The sequence below is a fragment of the Roseimaritima sediminicola genome, assembly GCF_009618275.1.
Classification (GTDB): Bacteria; Planctomycetota; Planctomycetia; order Pirellulales; family Pirellulaceae; genus Roseimaritima; species Roseimaritima sediminicola.
The window spans coordinates 29,070-46,552 of sequence record NZ_WIAD01000047.1; the positions used below are offsets into that span (position 1 = coordinate 29,070).

Annotated in this window: 15 protein-coding genes; 9 read left to right on the forward strand and 6 right to left on the reverse strand. The window is 64.2% G+C overall.

Annotated elements, in window-relative coordinates; genetic code table 11:
- The first annotated feature begins 50 nt into the window (after nucleotides 1-50).
- The 4 genes from GE027_RS18155 (at nucleotide 51) to GE027_RS18170 (ending at nucleotide 1,392) form a co-directional block, all read left to right on the forward strand.
- Nucleotides 51-290 (forward strand): hypothetical protein, encoded by a 240-nt coding sequence (locus GE027_RS18155; RefSeq protein WP_153558640.1) that lies wholly within the window; start codon nucleotides 51-53, stop codon nucleotides 288-290.
- 59 nt (nucleotides 291-349) lie between these two features.
- A complete protein-coding gene (locus tag GE027_RS18160; RefSeq protein ID WP_153558641.1) occupies nucleotides 350-577 on the forward strand; it encodes a hypothetical protein in 228 nt (75 codons plus the stop codon).
- Nucleotides 578-731: 154 nt separating this feature from the next.
- Nucleotides 732-1,082, forward strand: coding sequence for a 4a-hydroxytetrahydrobiopterin dehydratase (locus GE027_RS18165; protein WP_153558642.1), 351 nt, complete (start codon nucleotides 732-734; stop codon nucleotides 1,080-1,082).
- Nucleotides 1,072-1,392 carry a hypothetical protein gene (locus tag GE027_RS18170; protein ID WP_153558643.1) on the forward strand — a complete coding sequence of 107 codons (321 nt, stop codon included), beginning with the start codon at nucleotides 1,072-1,074 and terminating at the stop codon, nucleotides 1,390-1,392. The genes GE027_RS18165 and GE027_RS18170 overlap by 11 nt, the downstream gene beginning before the upstream one ends.
- Before the next feature lie 77 nt (nucleotides 1,393-1,469).
- On the opposite strand, the gene GE027_RS18175 is transcribed toward GE027_RS18170, so the two are convergent.
- The 3 genes from GE027_RS18175 to GE027_RS18185 are packed head-to-tail and all read right to left on the reverse strand — an operon-like array spanning nucleotide 1,470 to nucleotide 5,136.
- Nucleotides 1,470-2,363 carry a triphosphoribosyl-dephospho-CoA synthase gene (locus GE027_RS18175; protein WP_162006801.1) on the reverse strand — a complete coding sequence of 298 codons (894 nt, stop codon included), beginning with the start codon at nucleotides 2,361-2,363 and terminating at the stop codon, nucleotides 1,470-1,472.
- On the reverse strand, nucleotides 2,360-3,367 hold the full coding sequence (locus tag GE027_RS18180) for an alpha/beta fold hydrolase (protein ID WP_153558645.1): 1,008 nt from the start codon (nucleotides 3,365-3,367) through the stop codon (nucleotides 2,360-2,362). Before GE027_RS18180 ends, GE027_RS18175 begins: the two co-directional genes overlap by 4 nt.
- Before the next feature lie 53 nt (nucleotides 3,368-3,420).
- On the reverse strand, nucleotides 3,421-5,136 hold the full coding sequence (locus GE027_RS18185) for a tetratricopeptide repeat protein (RefSeq protein WP_162006802.1): 1,716 nt from the start codon (nucleotides 5,134-5,136) through the stop codon (nucleotides 3,421-3,423).
- Nucleotides 5,137-5,311: 175 nt separating this feature from the next.
- Here GE027_RS18185 and GE027_RS18190 point away from each other — a divergent pair, with 175 nt between their 5' ends.
- Nucleotides 5,312-6,322, forward strand: a complete 1,011-nt coding sequence (locus GE027_RS18190) for a 2-hydroxyacid dehydrogenase (protein ID WP_153558647.1) — start codon at nucleotides 5,312-5,314, stop codon at nucleotides 6,320-6,322.
- 95 nt (nucleotides 6,323-6,417) lie between these two features.
- Here GE027_RS18190 and purM read toward each other — a convergent pair whose 3' ends face one another.
- Complete coding sequence (purM, locus tag GE027_RS18195; protein ID WP_153558648.1) at nucleotides 6,418-7,479, reverse strand: phosphoribosylformylglycinamidine cyclo-ligase; 1,062 nt, start codon at nucleotides 7,477-7,479, stop codon at nucleotides 6,418-6,420.
- Nucleotides 7,480-8,124: 645 nt separating this feature from the next.
- On the opposite strand from purM, the gene glgX reads away from it, so the two are divergent.
- Nucleotides 8,125-10,221, forward strand: coding sequence for a glycogen debranching protein GlgX (gene glgX, locus GE027_RS18200; protein WP_153558649.1), 2,097 nt, complete (start codon nucleotides 8,125-8,127; stop codon nucleotides 10,219-10,221).
- Nucleotides 10,222-10,273: 52 nt separating this feature from the next.
- On the opposite strand, the gene GE027_RS18205 is transcribed toward glgX, so the two are convergent.
- Both GE027_RS18205 and GE027_RS18210 read right to left on the reverse strand, forming a co-directional pair.
- On the reverse strand, nucleotides 10,274-11,422 hold the full coding sequence (locus tag GE027_RS18205) for a serine hydrolase domain-containing protein (RefSeq protein ID WP_162006803.1): 1,149 nt from the start codon (nucleotides 11,420-11,422) through the stop codon (nucleotides 10,274-10,276).
- A 99-nt stretch (nucleotides 11,423-11,521) separates the two neighbouring features.
- Complete coding sequence (locus tag GE027_RS18210) at nucleotides 11,522-12,514, reverse strand: YhdH/YhfP family quinone oxidoreductase (RefSeq protein ID WP_237607635.1); 993 nt, start codon at nucleotides 12,512-12,514, stop codon at nucleotides 11,522-11,524.
- Between the two features lie 111 nt (nucleotides 12,515-12,625).
- Between GE027_RS18210 and GE027_RS18215 the strand changes: the two genes are divergently transcribed.
- From GE027_RS18215 to GE027_RS18225, 3 genes are read left to right on the forward strand one after another with little or no spacing between them, the layout of a single operon-like run.
- Nucleotides 12,626-14,182, forward strand: a complete 1,557-nt coding sequence (locus GE027_RS18215; RefSeq protein ID WP_162006804.1) for a DUF1549 domain-containing protein — start codon at nucleotides 12,626-12,628, stop codon at nucleotides 14,180-14,182.
- Between the two features lie 21 nt (nucleotides 14,183-14,203).
- Nucleotides 14,204-15,550 carry a DUF1501 domain-containing protein gene (locus tag GE027_RS18220; protein WP_153558652.1) on the forward strand — a complete coding sequence of 449 codons (1,347 nt, stop codon included), beginning with the start codon at nucleotides 14,204-14,206 and terminating at the stop codon, nucleotides 15,548-15,550.
- Between the two features lie 39 nt (nucleotides 15,551-15,589).
- A complete protein-coding gene (locus tag GE027_RS18225) occupies nucleotides 15,590-17,359 on the forward strand; it encodes an EF-hand domain-containing protein (protein WP_162006805.1) in 1,770 nt (589 codons plus the stop codon).
- Nucleotides 17,360-17,483 lie beyond the last annotated feature (124 nt).

Consider the following 17,483-nt stretch of genomic DNA (forward strand, 5'->3'; position numbering starts at 1 on the left):
GCCGATAACGGTGATAACATTTGCACCGCTTCCCACGTGGATTAACGATCATGCGTCCAAACCTGAAGAACTGCCTACGGATTTGCCTGTCGACCGCCGCTTTGGGCACGATCACGGTAGCGTCGACCGGGTGTCAATCGTCGATCAACGGGCAGACCCTACCCAGTCCGTATTACCTGTTCGACGACGTCCAGTACCCCGCGGCGGGTCCGGAATTCAAGCTCTCGCGTGAAGCCGCCGCGCTGCGAGCCGCCGAGGCGGAAGCCAAACTCAGCGAAGGCGCTCGTTAGGAGCCATTCTCATGCATCGGCACGGTTCTCTCCTGCTCGGCACCTGTCTGTCGCTAGCGATGTGTTTCGCTACCGCCGGGTGCCGCACGACGCCGCCGACGCCGGCCGGGCCGTCGCTACCGCCGCCGACTCCGCTGGCCGATGGCACGCTGTCTTATCAGGTCGGCCCGGAACATCCCTTGGTTCAACAAGCCAACGCGATCCGCGCCAGTGCGACCGCTCAGGCGAACACCGCCCACGCATCGGCCCGCACTGCGCGCCCGCCGGCCTCCGCGGTTAAGAAGTAGGCCCCTTCGCAGCGCTCGCCCCGGCCCCAGCTCTCTCTTTCCGGGAACTCGTGTCGACGCAAGGCCCCCCCTCCCAGCCAGCGGGTGGTCGCTCGTACTATGGTTTGTGTTGATGCGAACATCCCCAAGGCTGAACTTGCGAAAAGGGAAAACCATGGATCCGAAAACACTGACCAGCAAACGCTGTAAGCCCTGTGAAGGGGGCGTCGATCCGATGCAGGAAGCGGACGTGCAGCAGCACCTGGCGGCCGTTCCGGCCTGGTCGCTGTCCGGCGATGGGCGTGCCATCGGCCGCAAATGCAAACGCAAGAACTTTGTGCAGGCCATGGACGTGCTGAACCGGGCGGCGGAGATTGCCGAAGCCGAGCAACACCATCCCGATCTGCACCTGACCGGGTATCGACACGTCGAAATCGTGTTGACCACGCATGCGATCGGCGGGCTGAGCGAAAACGATTTCATCGTCGCGGCAAAACTCGACGCGGTGCTCGACGATGCGACGTGACCGAGCGCTGGCGCTGCTGAGCGAATGCACGGGCGATGATATTTGGTCGCCCGAACACTGCCGCTTGCGAGGCATCCCCGAAGCCTGGATCGACGAGCTGGCCGAGGCCTACGAATCGGGCTTTCGTGCCGACCGCGAAACGATCTACGAAGGCGGCCAGGTAACCAACCAGTACCACGGCATACGCGACGTCTTTCTGGCGATCAAACTGGGCGAAGTGCTGGGCGTCGACGCGCACAGCATCGAACAACAACACGGGCGTCCGGCACGCATCGTGGCCGCTATCAAAGATGCCGTGTTCGAAGGTTGAGCCAGCGGGCTGCTCCGGCCGCTTCGGGCGCTTCGGCTGCTCCGGCCGCGACGTCGGGGCGCCCCGGCGCCGGGTCATCAACCGATCGCCGATCCCTCCGCTTCGCCCAGTAAACACCACAGGGCGGCGGCGATCAGGTCGGCGGTCGTGCCGGGGTTCCGCCGATGCCCGTCGGCCCGCAGCGACGAATCGAACGCCTGCCAGGCGGATGCGAAATCGGCTGCGGCTCGGACGCTGGCCGCATGCTGTTGCACTTGCCGCGCAACGTCCATGCCGACCTTGCGGACGATCAACGTATCCACACGGTCGGCTAACAGCTCGATCTGGGCCCGTTGGATGCCCGCCAGGACGTCGCCCGAGTCGGAAATCGCCGCACGGACTTTGCCCAGCACTCGCGGGCCCAGCAGATCTTCGAAATCGGTGGCGTACTGCCGCGCGATGTCGTCGCGGTGGGCGGCCGAACGCATCGCTGCGATCAACGAGTGGGGAGCCGGTTGATGGACGTCCATCTGCTGTGGCCTATCCCGACCCTGCGGCCCGTCCAGTCCGCCTGCGCCGGCGATGCGGATCGCTCGATACACATCTCGGGAATCGTCGGCAGTAAGGCCCGCTAAGACGAGACGCACGGCCTGCTGCAGGGTCACTTGCTTCACTTGCCGCACGCGCTCGGCTTCGACCAACGGTCCCAGCAACAGCACCATGCCCAGATTGACGTTGCTGTGACATACCTGGCGGGTTCGCCGGACGGCATCCAAGATGCGGCCTCCGCAGCCGGCGGTCTGGTCACCGGCCAAAGGTTCCGCGATCGCGTCGGCGGCCAGCACGAAATCGGCGTAGCGGAGATCGGAAAAGGCAGCCCCCGGAAACACATTGCCGGCCTTCGGCGCGGTCGCCTCCAGGACGCAAGCCCAGCGGATGCGGTCGGCGGGTGAGGTGATGGATCGTGCGATCGTCCCTATCGGCTCGATCACCGCCCGGCTCCGACGTCCCTTGCCCCGTTTTCCGCTGCGCTGTTGTCCGCGGTGTTCCTCTCGGCGGTGTTCCTCTCGGCGGTGGCCGGAGCGGTCCCGAGCGATCCAATGGCCTGGATCACCGCGTCGGGAGCCTCTTCCATCACGTAGTGCCCCACGTCGTCCAGCTGGGTCGTCTGCTGGTGTGGAAAGATCGGCTGCAGACGGTGCAGGCATTCCGGTCGGAAACACCAATCCTTCATGCCCCATACGAAACGCACGGGCAGATGCTCGAGCAGCGGCAGACGCTGCTCCAGATCCTCCAGAACGGCATACGTCGGATGGCTGGGGCGCATCGGAATGTCTTTGACAAACGCATCGATCGCCACGCGGTCGTGCCAGGTGCGGTAGGGGGCGAGCAACCCGGCGGCGGCGGCGGGCCGCAGCGGCGCCTTGGCCACGGCCATCGTGACGGCCGCCCGCGAGAACGCATTCGCGCCGCGAACGGCCAGTGTGCCCAGGGCGGGGATCCGGCAAGCCGAGATGCGTTTGGGGATATAGGGCGGCGGAAACGCTCCGGTATTCAAAATGACCAGCGCCGCAAACCGCTCGGGCTGGGCCACGGCGGCCGATAGACCGATCGCCCCACCCCAGTCGTGCACGACCAAGGTGATGTTTCGCAGGTCCAAGTGTTGGATCAAACGCAGCAGGTTGTCGCGGTGCTGGGCCAGCGTGTAAGGATACCGCTGCGGTTTATCGCTCAGCCCACACCCCATGTGATCCGGCACGACCACGCGGCAGGGGCCCTCATCGGCGGCCAGGCGAGGCAGCCTAGAGGCCAGTTCGCGATAGTAGAAGCTCCACGTCGGGTTGCCGTGTACGGCCAGCACGGTTCTGGCGGCCGCCGCGTCGGCACGGCCGCCGGGATGTTCGTCCAGGTAGTGGTAACGATGCCCGTCCTGGTCCAGCCAGTTCGAGACGAAAGGGTATTCGTCGCGCCAGGGCGCGTCGGGATCAGCGAGCAAAGGTCCACCTATCGCGGTCAAAACAAAGAGAGTCGTTCAGGTCAACGACGAGCTCAGGTATCGATGATGTCTTCGGGCGCGAGGATCGGAACGGTGTTTTCTTCCACCTCTTGTTCTTCCCGCCAAGGTTTGCCGTCGCGATAGCTTTCCAGTTCCTGTTTCAGTTGATCCAGTTGGTCGTTGTCGGTTTCTTCACCGCGGCGGACCGCTTTGGTAGCCCACTCGATCGCTTTTTCGAAGTCGCCCGTTTCGGCATAGGCTGCGCCCACGGTGCTGAGGATATGGGCTTCCTGGTGTTCGGTCAGCTCGGAGGCTTCCAGAGCATATTCGACGGCTTGTTCGCCGTCGCGCAGCTCCGGCTCGGTCGAGGTAGCCAGCACCCAGGCCAAGTTGTTCAGAATGCCGGACTTACTGGCCGCCCGGTCTTTGTCGCTGATTTCCTCGTCTTTGACGATGTGTTTCAGAGCGTTCTTGTAGTCTTCGATGGCTTTGTCGTGCTCGGCCGTACTCAGTCGTGCATCGCCTCGCAGCCGCAGGGCCCGCCAGTTATCGCTGTCGCGGGCCAGCAGGTTGGAGATCACGTTGATGGCTTTCCGCGGGCGGTTATCCAGTTGGTAGAAGTTCGCCAGCTGCAGGGCAAAGCCTTCGTTGTCGGGCACCGCATCGACCAACAGCCGCATGTCGTTGATGGCGTCGGCCATTCGGCCTTCTTCGTAGGCCAGCATGCTGCGCATCACGATCCCCTGCACGCTGTTGGGTTCGATCTGCATGGCGCGATTGACATCGCGGCGGGCCCCGCGAACGTCGTCTTGGTTCAGCAGGATCTCGGCTCGCATCAACAGGGCGGCAAAATCCCGCTCGTCCAGGGTCAGCGCCTTGGCCAAGTCCTCCAGCGCTTGTTCGTGTTTCTGTTGCGATTCGTAGATCACCGCCCGCAACCGGTACAGTTCGCCACGTGGCTGATCGGCCAGCGCCTCGCCGAGCAACTCTTCCGCATCTTCCACGCGTTCCAGCCGCAACAGGGCACGCGCCGCTTCGGCGACCACCGCGGAATTTTCCGGCGTCAGCTCCATCAGTTTCCGCATGTCTTCGAGCGCCGCTTCGGTATCGCCGCGTTGCATTCGCAGCATGGCACGACCTTGGTGGGCGGCGACGTTTTGCGGATCGGCTTTGATCGCGCGATCGAAATCCTCTAGTCGCGCTTCGTCATCTTCTTGTAACAGGGCTCGCAGAACCAAGGCTTCGGCCCGCTGCACGTCGTCGTCGCCCAATTGCTGGACCGCGGCGGTGGCCGCTTCGCGGGCGCGTTTCTGATCACCGCCCGGTAGGACATTCAGCCGGGCGATCAACAGGTGTGCCTCGGCCAATGTGGGATCGTGCTTGACGGCCGTCTCGAGGGCTTCGATGGCTTGGCTGCGAAGCTCGTGAAACCCACGGGCACCGGCGCGTTTGATGCGTTCGGCGTAGGCTCGGCCTTTTTGCAGCGAGACCGCACCGAGCATTTTTTTGGCAAACGCCTGGTTCTCTTCGTCCAGCCCCTTGGCCAGGGCCGATTCCAGCAACGTGGTCACCTCCTGGAGATCCGCCGCCGTCTCGGCATCGATCCGTTTGACCATCGCTTCGTCTAAATCCCCCTGGCCTTCGCCCTCGGCCCATGCGACCGCGGGCAACGACACAACGACCAGCGTCAGCAAGGCACACAGCAGCCGACCGACGCGAGCACGCGCCGCCGTAGGGAAGTCGAACAGACGAAGTTTAGTGGTGGTCATGGTGATTGATTCCGTGAGCATGTAAGTTCCTTTGGATCACGTCTCTCATTATGGCGGTTCGCATCGGGCAAACGTAGAGCAAGTGCGGAGAGCGACGGCATTTTTGCGCTTTTTCCGCGGGCAACCGCGCTGCGGTGCCCGGTTGACACCGTCTACCAATCACCAGGATACCACCATGAACCCCGATACCGCCGCGAGCCCCGATCATCGTCCCCGCGTCTTGGTAACCCGCCGGATCCACGAAGCCGGCCTGCAGCAGCTCGGCGAACACACCCGCCTGGAGGTCTGGGACGGAGCGATGCCGCCGTCGCGCGAGGAATTGCTGCGACGTGCCGAGGGCTGCGAAGGTTTGGTGACGCTGCTGAGCGACCGTGTGGACGGGGAACTGCTCGATCGTGCCGGCCCACAGCTGAAGGTCGTCTGTAACTATGCGGTCGGATTTAACAATATTGACGTGCAAGCGGCCGCCCAGCGCGACGTCGCCGTGGGGAATACGCCCGACGTGTTGACCGACGCCACGGCCGACTTGGCCGTCGCCCTGCTGTTGGCGGCCGCCCGCCGCTTGCCCGAAGCCATCGATCAAGTTCGCCAGGGCCGGTGGAAGACGTGGGAACCGCTGGGGCTGCTGGGCGTGGACCTGGTCGGCAAGACGCTGGGCATCGTCGGCATGGGACGCATCGGACTGGCCACGGCCCAGCGGCTGCATGCCGGCTGGGGCATGCGGGTGCTGTACACGGCGCGGGATCCCAAGCCGGATGCGGACAGCCGCCTCGACGCCCGGCACGTGGATCTGCCGACCCTGCTGGCAAGCAGCGACTTTGTTTCCATTCACTGCCCCCTGACCGAGCAGACGGCGGGTCTGATCGACGCCGAAGCCCTGGCCCGGATGCCCCAGCACGCGGTTCTGGTCAATACGGCGCGGGGCGAAGTCGTCGACCAAGACGCGTTGGCCGCGGCACTGGAAAAGCGTCAGATCTTCGCAGCCGGCCTGGACGTGACCACGCCCGAACCGCTGCCGCCGGAGCATCCGCTGGTGGGGCTCGACAACTGTGTGATCGCCCCGCACATCGGCAGCGCCAGCCAGGACAGCCGCCGGCGGATGTCCGAGATCGCCGCCCAGAACGTGCTGGCCGGTCTGCGAGGCGAGCCCCTGCCCCACCCGGTCAGCACGGGAGAAGCGGGATAAAGCAGGCCCGTAGCCGAAGTCGCCAGACTTTGGAGGAGCCGCCGCCCGCCCTTGCTTAAACCGTCCAAACTCTGGCCGGTTCAGCTACGGCCGGTTCAGTCTTCGTAGCGGACTTGGCCGCTGCCGTCGACGATTTTGCCGATCTCCTGACAGGGAAATCCGGCCGTCTCCAGCAGCCCGCTCACGGTGCGGGCATAGTAGCCGCTGACCACCAACACCAGGCCGATGCCCATGTTGAACACCCGTTCCATCTCTTCGGGCTGCACCCCGCCGAGCTGCTGCAGCCACTGAAAGATCGCCGGCACTTCCCACGCTTTGGCATCGATCACCGCATCGGCACCGGAGGGCATCACCCGCTGGAGATTTTCGGCCAGCCCGCCGCCGGTGATGTGGGCAATCCCGTGCAGCACCTGTTTGACGCGGTAGTGGCTTTGGATGGCGCGCACCGCCGGCACGTAGATCCGCGTCGGTTCCAGTACGGCATCGGCCACGCTGACTCCGCCCAGCGGCTCCGGAGTGTCGTCCCACTTCACGCCCGCATCGTTGATGATCTTGCGAACCAGGCTGAAGCCATTGGAATGCAGGCCGCTGCTGGCCACGCCCAGGACGACGTCCCCCGGCTCGATCGCGCGGCCGTCGATCAAGCGGGACTGTTCGACCACGCCGACGGAGAAACCCGCCAGGTCGTAGTCGTCCGTGCCGTACATATCGGGCATGATCGCCGTCTCACCGCCCAGCAGGGCGCTGTCGGCCTGGACACAGCCATCGCTGATCCCTTTGACGATCTGTTCCAAGCGATCCGGATCGTCCCGCCCCATGGCGACATAATCCAGGAAGAACAGCGGCTCCGCTCCGGTACACAGCAGGTCGTTGACGCACATCGCGACCAGATCGATCCCCACGGTCGCGTGCCGGCCGGTCAGCTGGGCCACTTTCAGTTTGGTGCCCACGCCGTCGGTCCCGCTGACCAAGACCGGCTGGCGGTAATTGCGGGCGAATAGCTTGCCTTCGAAATCCAAGCGGAACAGGCCCGCAAAACCGCCATCGCCGCTGATCACCCGCGGGCTGAACGTGCGGTGCATCAGCGCCGGCAACCGCCCCATCGATTGGGCGTAGACGTCCAAATCGACTCCGGCATCTTTGTAGGTGACTGGCATGGGTATCGGCGACAACAAAAAAGAAGGAAGGTTCGCACCGGCTCTGAGCCTTGGTACCGGCTCTGAGCCTTGGTACCGGCTCTGAGCCTTGGTACCGGCTCTGAGCTTTTACACCGATTTGCACTTTTGCACACCGGTACTGGCGGCGGTTATTATGCCAGTCCGGCGGAATGCTTGCAGGTGGGGCAGAACCGGAGAAACTTTTTTCTGGGGACGGCGAGCCCCCGTTCGGACGGTGGAGCGACCCGGAGCCGCGGCGGCTCGGGTTGCCGGCCAGCGGGCCTCCGCGGCCCGGTCCCTTAGAGCGTGGTTAATGGGGGCCTGCGAGCCGCTGCCGCGCGAGGGTAGCTTTTTTGACGTTTGTGGGGCATGGAAAGCTTGCCTAAGCGTTAGACTTTCCCACAGTTTTCCCAGCTGGCCAGCCCCCTAAGGGCGGGCGCACAGCGAGTCTAATCCGCACAAATTTGGTCACCGAAAAGGAGGACTTCTTTCGCCAACTTCAGCCAGCCGGCAACAAGCGCGACGGGCCGCGGCGATTCTTTCAGCAAATCGCTGGAAGCAGCCGACAGTTGTAAGGGCGCGGGTAGGGTTTCCTATCTCCCATCAGTCACGCTCACGTGAACAGCGAAAGAAGGACCTTCCTACATGCTAATGCGACAACCGCATCCCGAGCTTCAGTTTGCATACCAGGCTCCCTTTGGACCCACGGTACAGGAAAACGGCGTCAAGTTTTCCGTGTTCAGCCGTTCGGCGACCGCTATGCGCTTGCTGCTGTACAACCGCGTCACCGATCGCGAGCCGGTCGAGATCATCGAGTTCGATCGGGATACCGATCGCTGGGGAGATGTGTGGAGCCTGCAGGTGCCGGGAATCGGTCCGGGCCAGCTGTACCACTTTCAGGCCAGCGGTCCCTGGGATCCCGATCGCGGGCACCGCTTCGATTCCTCGGCGCGGCTGATCGACCCCTACGCCCACGCCCTGGCCGGCACGTTTCAAAAAAGCCAGGACGGCGTCGTGCGGCCGCCCAAGTGTGTGGTCATCGACGACGCCTTCGACTGGGAAGGGGATCGGCACCTACGCCGCCCGCTGGACGAATCGGTGATCTACGAGATGCACGTTCGCGGGTTCACCAAAAGCCGCACCGCGAAAATTAAAACCGGTGGCACCTACCTGGGCGTGATCGAGAAGATCCCCTATCTGCAGTCGCTGGGGATCACGGCGGTGGAGCTGATGCCGATCCACGAATTCCCCATCATGGACCCGACGGGGCATAAACCCGAGCGTCCGAACTACTGGGGATACGACTCGATGGCGTTCTTCTCGCCGCACCGCGGTTACGCCCACGACCGGGCCCCGGGCGCCCAGGTGCGCGAGTTCAAGGAGATGGTCAAGGCGCTGCATGCCGCGGGCATCGAAGTCATCCTGGACGTGGTCTTCAACCACACCTGCGAAGGCAACGACCAAGGTCCCACGCTGTCCTTCAAGGGGCTGGAAAACAACGTCTATTACATCCTGGAAGACGGCGGCCGCCACTACGCCAACTACAGCGGCTGTGGCAACACCGTCAACGGCAACCATCCGGTCGTCCGCGAGATGATCTTCCACTGCCTGCGGCACTGGGTGCACAACTACCACATCGATGGTTTCCGCTTCGACCTGGCCAGCATCCTCAGCCGCGACCAGTCGGGCAACCTGGTTCCGAATCCGCCGATGGTGGAATTGATTGCCGAGGATCCGATGTTGGCCGACACCAAGATCATCGCCGAAGCCTGGGACGCCGCCGGAGCCTATCAAGTGGGCTCGTTTGGTTCGGGCAGCCGTTGGGCGGAATGGAACGGCCGCTACCGCGACGACGTGCGGCGTTTCTGGCGTGGCGATTCCGGAACGCTGGGCGCCCTGGCGACGCGTCTTGCCGGCAGCAGCGACCTGTACGAGCACAGCGGCCGAGCCCCGGCCAGCAGTATTAATTTCGTCACCAGCCACGACGGCTTCACGCTGAACGACCTGGTGTCGTACAAAGAGAAGCACAACCTGGCCAACGGCGAAGAGAATCGCGACGGCGACAACAACAACTGCAGCGACAACTACGGGGTCGAAGGCCCCACCCGGCGCAAAGGCATCCGCGAAGTCCGCAACCGCCAGATCAAGAACATGATGGCCACGCTGGTGCTCAGCCAGGGGACGCCGATGTTGGTCAGCGGCGACGAAGTGCGACGCACGCAAAAGGGCAATAACAACGCCTACTGCCAGGACAACGACATCAGCTGGTTCGATTGGCGGTTGGTCGAAAAGAACGCCGAAATGCTGCGGTTCACCAAGAGCCTGATCCATTTCCGCTTGGCCCAGCCCACGGTCCGCCGGCGGACGTTCCTGACCGGCCAGCCGACCGCCGGACGGTTGATCCCCGACGTCTCCTGGTACGCCCCGGACGGAACGCCGCTGGACTGGTCGCAGCACGAACTGGCCATGGTCGCCTACCTGGCCGCCCCGGCCAAAGAAGACGACCCCGAGTGCGCCGGACGGGACGTGTTGATGCTGTTCAATTCGACCGGACAGGAACGCGAGTTCCAGCTGCCCGACGTGGGTCGTGGCATGACCTGGAACCTGTTCCTCGATACTGCGGCCCCCGCGCCCGAAGACGTCTTTCCCGCCCTCGATGGCCCCATGCCGCCCAGCACGCGGATCATCGAGATGCCGTATCACTCGATGCAGGTCTACGTCAGCGAGACGATTCACGCCTAGCGGCGTGCGTGGCGATATGGAGCAGCCCCCGGGCGTGAGCCCGGGGTGCCGGCTACTGCGTGGCTTCCAGTAAGCGATCGGCGACTTGGGCGGCCAGGCGGTTGACGGCTCCGCGGCCGTCGGGGTGCAAGCGGTTGCTCAGCCACACAAAGACGGTCTCCTCGGCCGGGTCGATCCACAGCACGGTGCCGGTGAAGCCGCCGTGACCGAAGGCTTCGTCCGAATAGCCTTCGGCGCGGTTCGAGGAGTAGGGCGAGCGAACGTCCCAGCCGTAGCCTCGCGTGCCCCGCGGCACGTCGCGGCCCCGCGTCATCTGAGCCAGCGCCTCGCCGCTGAGCAGCCGCTGCGGCGACGCTTTGTCGCCGTCGCCGTCACCGTCATCGCCCTCACCGTCATCGCGCTTACCACCCATGGCGTTGCCGTAGCGGATCAGATCGGCGGCGGTCGAGAACAATCCGGCATGACCGGCCACTCCGCCCATCCGCGCGGCCCGCGGATCGTGCACGCGGCCGACCAGAAATTCTCCCTTATGCTTTTCGGTCGCCGCGGCCCGCTGGCGAAGTTCGGCCGGCGGATTGAACTGGGTTTCGTCCATCCCCAGCGGCTGAAAAATCGCACTCTGGCTGAACGTGTCCAAACCTTGTCCGCTGACCGCTTCGACGACTTTGCCCAGCACGATGAAGCCGACATCGGAGTAAATAAATCGCTCGCCCGGTGCGGCCAACGGTTTGAGATCGCAGATGTTCTGCCAAGTTGCCGCCGGATCGTCACTGTAATCACTGAGCGCGTTATCGGCGATCAAACCGCCACGGTGCAGCAGCAGATCTTCCACCGTCAGCACGTCCTTGCCGTGCGTACCGAACTCCGGAAGAACCGCAGCAATGGTCGTGTCGGCCGTCAATTCGCCGCGATCGATCAGACACATGATCGACGTGGCCGTGGCGACGGGCTTGGTCAGCGAAGCCAGATCGAAGACGGTATCGAGTCGCATCGGACGCCGCTCGGGCTCTACCTGGGCGTCGCCAAACGCCTTGGCGTAAACCGTCTCGCCGCCGCGAGCGAGCATGACCACGGCGCCGGCCATCTGACCGTCCTCGATCGCCGCCTCGATCAACTCGGCCGCCGAATCGGACGTTTGCTGCGCATTTGCCGGGTTCAACACCGCCAGGTTGAGCATCGAACAGGCAATCAGTACAGCCAACGGAGGACGCGGTATCGAGAAGGGTAGGTTCATCATGTTTGCGATTTACCGGAGTGAGGAAAGGTCGAGGCGGGGAGAGGACTTTGGATTTTGATTCGTCTAGGCGGTGGTGTCCACAATGATTCGGCCGGTCACTTTGCCGGCCAGGATCTCTTGCACCGAACGGTCGATCTGCGAAAGCGGCACCCGTTCCGTACGCGACTCCAGTTCCGGCAACTGCCACGGTCCGAACATGCGTTCCCAGATCTGCATCCGGTCACCGCGGGGACACTGTGCCGAATCGATGCCGTCCAGGGTGACGCCGCGGAGGATAAAGGGAAACACGGTCAACGGCAGCTCCACCCCGCCGACGTTTCCGCAAGCGGCCACACAGCCGCGATGGGCCAGTTGTTTGATGACGGTGGCCAGCGTTTTGCCGCCCACCGTATCGACGGCGCCGGCCCACGCGCTCTTCAGCAGCGGTTTGTCGCTGTCGGTGTCCAGTTGCTCGCGCGAGATCACTCGCTCCGCGCCCCAGCGCCGCAGTTGCTCGTGCCGCTCGGCTTTGCCCGTCACAGCCACGGTCGTATAGCCCAGTTTCGACAGCAGCGCAAGGGCGATCGAACCGACGCCGCCGGTCGCGCCGGTCACCAGGATTTCTCCTCGGTCCGGCGTGATCCCATGCAGCTGCAATGAGGTGACGCACTGGGCCGCGGTGAATCCGGCGGTGCCGATCGCCATGACCTGGGTGTCGGAAATCTCCTCCGGCAGAGGCACGACCCAGTCGGCGGGCACGCGCACCTTCTCAGACCATCCGCCCCAGCGCGGGGCGCCCAGTTCGTAACCGGTGACGAACACGCGGTCCCCCGGCCGATAGCGATCATCGTCGCTGGTCTCGACCACGCCGACGACGTCCACGCCGGGCACGTGGGGCAGATTGCGAGCGACGCCCGGATGCCCGGTCGCCGCCAGGGCGTCTTTGTAGTTCAGCGACGAATACGAGCTGCGGATCAGAACCTCACCGGCGGGAAGGTCGTCCACAGCCAGCATTTTTAGCTGGCCGTGCTTGTTTTCATCCACCACGAAAGCCTGGAAGGTTTTAGCAGAAGTCAACGATTTCGCCTTTGATTTACGGTCGATTTATTGCGGATTCTGAGTCGCGACTGTGTTATAAACGATTGCATGAATGCGTTCTATTGTTCTCCTCGATCAAGCCGTGTCGGTGTGAGCACGGTTTTGCTGGCGACGATCTTGCTCGGCATCGCTGCCGGTTCGGCCCGGGCTGCGGATCCTGCGGCTGGCGATGCGGAGGCCGCGATGGCGGCGAGGATCGATGGCTTGCTGAGCGACGCTTGGCAGGAAGCCGAGGTGCAGCCAGCGGGCCCGGCCGACGACGCCGAGTTCTGCCGCCGCGTTTGGTTCGATTTCGCTGGCGTGGCCCCCCCGGTCTCGGTCGTGCGAGCCTTTCTAACGGATCCGGCGCCCGACAAGCGGGACCGAATGGTCCGGCGGCTGCTGCATTCGCGACGCTTCGACCATCACCTGTCCGAGCGATTCAGCGAATTGCTGGTCCCGGCCGACGACCCGGCCCAGGCACTCGATACGCGGCCTTTGCAGGTATGGCTGGAGGAACGTTTTCGCCGCGACACGCCTTACGATCATGTGGTGGCCGACCTCTTGGTCGCCAGCGGGCCGGTGGACCAGGGTCCGGCCGTTTTCTTTGCCTCGCGGGAATCGGAACCGACACGCGTCGCCACGGCGACTTCGCAAATCTTTCTGGGCCTGCAATTGCAATGTGCCCAGTGCCACGACCATCCGTTCGACGACTGGAAACAGGAAGACTTCTGGAACTTTGCGGCCTTCTTTGGGCAACTGCGTCAGCGTGCGGTGGGAAATCGTCAGTGGGTCGAGGACGATCGCAATCAACAGCTTCGCACCACCGAGGGTACGCTGGTTTCGACGCCCATGTATCCCGGCGTCTCGCAGCCGCCGGAACCCGACCCGGCGGGACTGCGGCGCCGCCAGCTGACGATCTGGCTGGCCTCGCGTGACAATCCGTATCTGGCCAGAGCCGCGGTCAATCGCGCCTGGCAACATCTGTTCGGGCGCGGACTGGTCGAACCGGTCGATGCGATGGACGCCTACCAGCACTCGCGTCATTCGCAACTGCTGGACGAATTGGCCGAGTACTTCGTCGACCAGCGTTTCGACCTGCGGGCGTTGTACGCGACGCTCGCTGCCACCGACGCCTACCGGCGCAGCAGCGTCTACCGCGGTGCCGACCGGCCGGGCGCCGAATGGTTCGCCGTGATGGCCGTTAAAACGCTCACTCCGGCCCAGTACTTCGACACGCTGGTGCAGAACGTATGGATGAGCGGCCCGGCCGACACCGGGCCGACCGACCCGCGAACCTCGATACGCGGCCGGTTCCTGACCCGCATGCGAATGCGCTCCGCGACGCCGACAGAGTATCCTCATGGCGTCCTGCAAGCTCTGGCGACGATGAATGGACCGGAACTGCAACGCGCCACGATGTCTACCGATGTCGGCGTGCTGGCCACAATGAAAACGCCGCTGTTCAGCGAAGAAGACCAGCTGGACGTTTTGTACCTGGCCACCCTGTCGCGTTTCCCTAGCGACCAGGAACGTCGACGCTGTGAGGCATTCCTTAATGAACAAGCGGGCGACAACGAGGAAGCGGCGATGGCTATCCGCAACGAACGTTTTGCTGATCTGTTGTGGGCCTTGCTGTGCAGTACCGAATGTGCCATGTGTCCCTGACCGCAGTGGAGAGGAACGACGATGCACCGCCCCCGTCCATCATCACGCCGAAGCTTCCTGAAAGCGTCCCTGGCCTACGGTGCGGTCTCGGCCGCCGGCGGTAGCTTGGCGACCAGCCGATTGTCGCCCGCGATCTTGCGTGCGGCCGAAGCGGCCCGCCAGCAGAACCGTCACGTCATCCTGCTGTGGATGCCAGGCGGCCCCAGCCAACTGGACACGTTCGACATGAAGCCGGACGCGGCCACCGGTGGACCGCTGCAGGAAGCGCAAACGAATGTTCCCGGCATCCGATTCTCCGAACATCTGCCGCGTTTGGCCAAGCAGGCCGATCGGTTGGCCCTGCTGCGGGGAATGAGTACCGCCGAGGGCGACCACGCGCGGGGCACGACGCTGATGCAAACCGGTCATCCGCCGGGCGGCCCGGTCAAGTATCCCGCGGTCGGTTGCACGCTGTCGCGGGCATTGGCCGAGGAGGCTCCGCGGGCCCCGGAACACGATGCCCTGCCCGCCTTTGTCAGTATCGCCCCGGGCCCCCTGGTTCAGCAGAGTCCGCGCAGCGGCTTTCTCGGTCCTCAGTACGCCCCGATGACCGTTGATGCTTCGGCCCCCGGCGGAACCCGTTCGCTGGCCGAGCTGCGGGTGAATTTTTTAGATCGCCACGCTCACGTCGATCCGCTGCGTCAGGGTCGACGCGTCGACCTGTGGCGAGCGATGCAAGATGATTACCTGGCCGGCCGCCGAGTCGATAACGCGCTAGCCCATGACACGGTTTTTCAGGCGGCCCTCGATTTGGTGGATAGTGACGCCCGCGAAGCGTTCGATCTGACGCAGGAGTCCGCCAAGACGCGCGCCGCCTACGGCGAAGGCATCTTCGGCCAAGGCTGCTTGATGGCTCGACGGTTGCTCGAGCGAGACGTGCCGCTGGTCGAGGTCAGTCTCGGTAACGGGATCGCGTGGGATACCCATGCCGACAACTTTGCCCAGGTCCGGCGTCTGTGCGGCGAACTGGATCAGGGCTGGGCGACGCTGATGGACCAACTGGAAACCTTGGGCCTTCTGGAATCGACCACGATCCTGTGGGCCGGCGAGTTCGGACGCACGCCCGTGATCAACGACAACGGGGGCCGCGATCACTACCCGCAAGCCTTCTCCTGTGTGCTCGCCGGTGGCGGCGTGGCCGGTGGCCAAGTGTACGGGGCCACCAGCGCCGACGGCAGCGAAGTGGAAGATGGTAAGATGAATGCCCAAGACCTGCTGTCCACCCTGTGCGGCGCGATCGGCGTTTCTCCGCACACGCAATTTGATACGGCCGATGGCCGGCCGATCGCGATCGCCGAAGGACAAATCGTCCGGCAAGTGCTCTCCTAGGTGGGGCGGTCCATGCGATTCCGAGCATTCGAGGCGCCGATGGCACACGCCCAACCTTATCGCTGCACCACGCCCATTGTCGCCGGTTTGGCGCTGATCGTTCTGGGCGGGATCGGTTGCAGCGAACCGGTGGACGTCAGCGATCCGAACGGGGCGCCGACGGCCGAAGACGAACCGCAAATCGTCGTGATCAGCGATCCCGACAGCGAACTGGGCCGCGGCGAAGGGGAAGCGACAGCCGCGTCTGGCGAAGCGCCGCCGGCGGACACGACAGAGCGTTCACCGTCTGCGGACGATCCCCGCGACCAATCGCCAATGGTTGCGGCGAACATGACTGCACCGAACATGACCGAAGCTTCGGCGGATATGGCCGAGGCCGCGTCTGCGGACCGCGCAGACGGGTCCGATGAACAGGACGACTCGGCGGCCGAGCTCCGCCGTGCGGCAAGCGAGCCTGCGGACGATCCCGACGTCACCACACACCGTTTGTACGTGCCGACGACCGCCGGCGCACTGCTGATCGATGTCCAGTTGCGTGTCGACGGACAACCGATCGGCCAGTTTCTAGACAAGCAACTCGATCGCTTACAGGCCGAGATCACCTCGGAGCCGCGGCTGTTGTGGAGCGAGTTGGTCGTCTTCGCTCGGCAAAACGCCGCGCTGTTCCCTGCCGGCTTGAACGTGGTCGACGAGACGGCTGAACGTTTCGACCGCAATGCCAACGGGGTGGTCGAACGCGAGGAGCTGCGGCGGTGGTTGCTGTCGGCGAACAACGGCGGACGGCTGGTGCGAGTGCAAACCGACGACCGCTTCCGGCATCGCAATCGTTGTGGGTCGGCCGTGTTTGCCGCCTTGGATTCCGATGACGATCAGGTGCTCCGTGAGCCGCAGTACCGCGACGCAGCGGAAGCGATTCTCAGCCTGGACCGCAATTTCGACGAGCGGCTGGATGTGGACGAGTGGCTCTCCGCCGCGGCTCCGAGCCAAACCAGGCAAGGCCGCGGCGGGTCGCTGGGCGGCTCGGTCTCGGTCCTTCAAGATTTTTCGCAGTGGGACCGGCTGACCTATGCGGCGACGAGCGAGCTTGCCGCTGCCCCGTTCGGGGCCGCTCCGCTGCTGGCCCGCATCGATACCGATGGCGACCAGCAATTGACGGTCGCAGAAATCCGGCAGCTGCGCGACGGCCCGGCGACGCTTGCTGTGCAGATCGATTTTTCCACCGACTCGACCAGCCCTCCCAGCGTGTCGTTATTGTCCTCACTCGACTCGCTGAAAAATAAAACCAGCGAAGGGAGTCAATGGATCGCGGTCAGGGATGAAACGCTGCAGTTGTTGTTGTCGGTCGAGGATACGTGGAGCCAGATGGGGCAGCGTGGGTCCGATCAGCTGCCTTTATGGCTCGGCTATGTGAGCCTACAGTGCGGGGAAGCCAGCGATGCCTGGTTTCACTGGCTGGACCGCGATGGCAACGGTTATCTTTCCAGCAGAGAGCTGCAGCGGGCCGGAGAGCGGATCGGGGAATTGGCCGATGCCGACCGCGTCAGCTGCCATGCCGTGCCGGACGCCTACACCATCCGCGTGCTGCGCCAGCCACCGCAGGCAATGGCCGCCGCCAGGATGAGGCTCACGCGGCGCGGCGACCCACAGCGCAGTCCCCTGCCCGGTTGGGCCGCTCCGATGGACCGCAACGCCGACGGCGACCTCAGCCGGCGGGAATTCGTCGGTTCGCCCGAGCAGTTCGATCGCCTGGACCGTAATCAGGACGGCTTTATCGATGTCGACGAAGCCAAACGAGCCGGCGAGTTGTGATTGCGCTGTGTGGCATAGTAGCTCGGCTGTCCTCAGCCGAGAGCTGAAGGGGCCACGGCTGTGACAGCCGTGCTAAGCACGTCGGCATGAATCTTTCGGTGAAACCCCGCGACAACACCCTCCC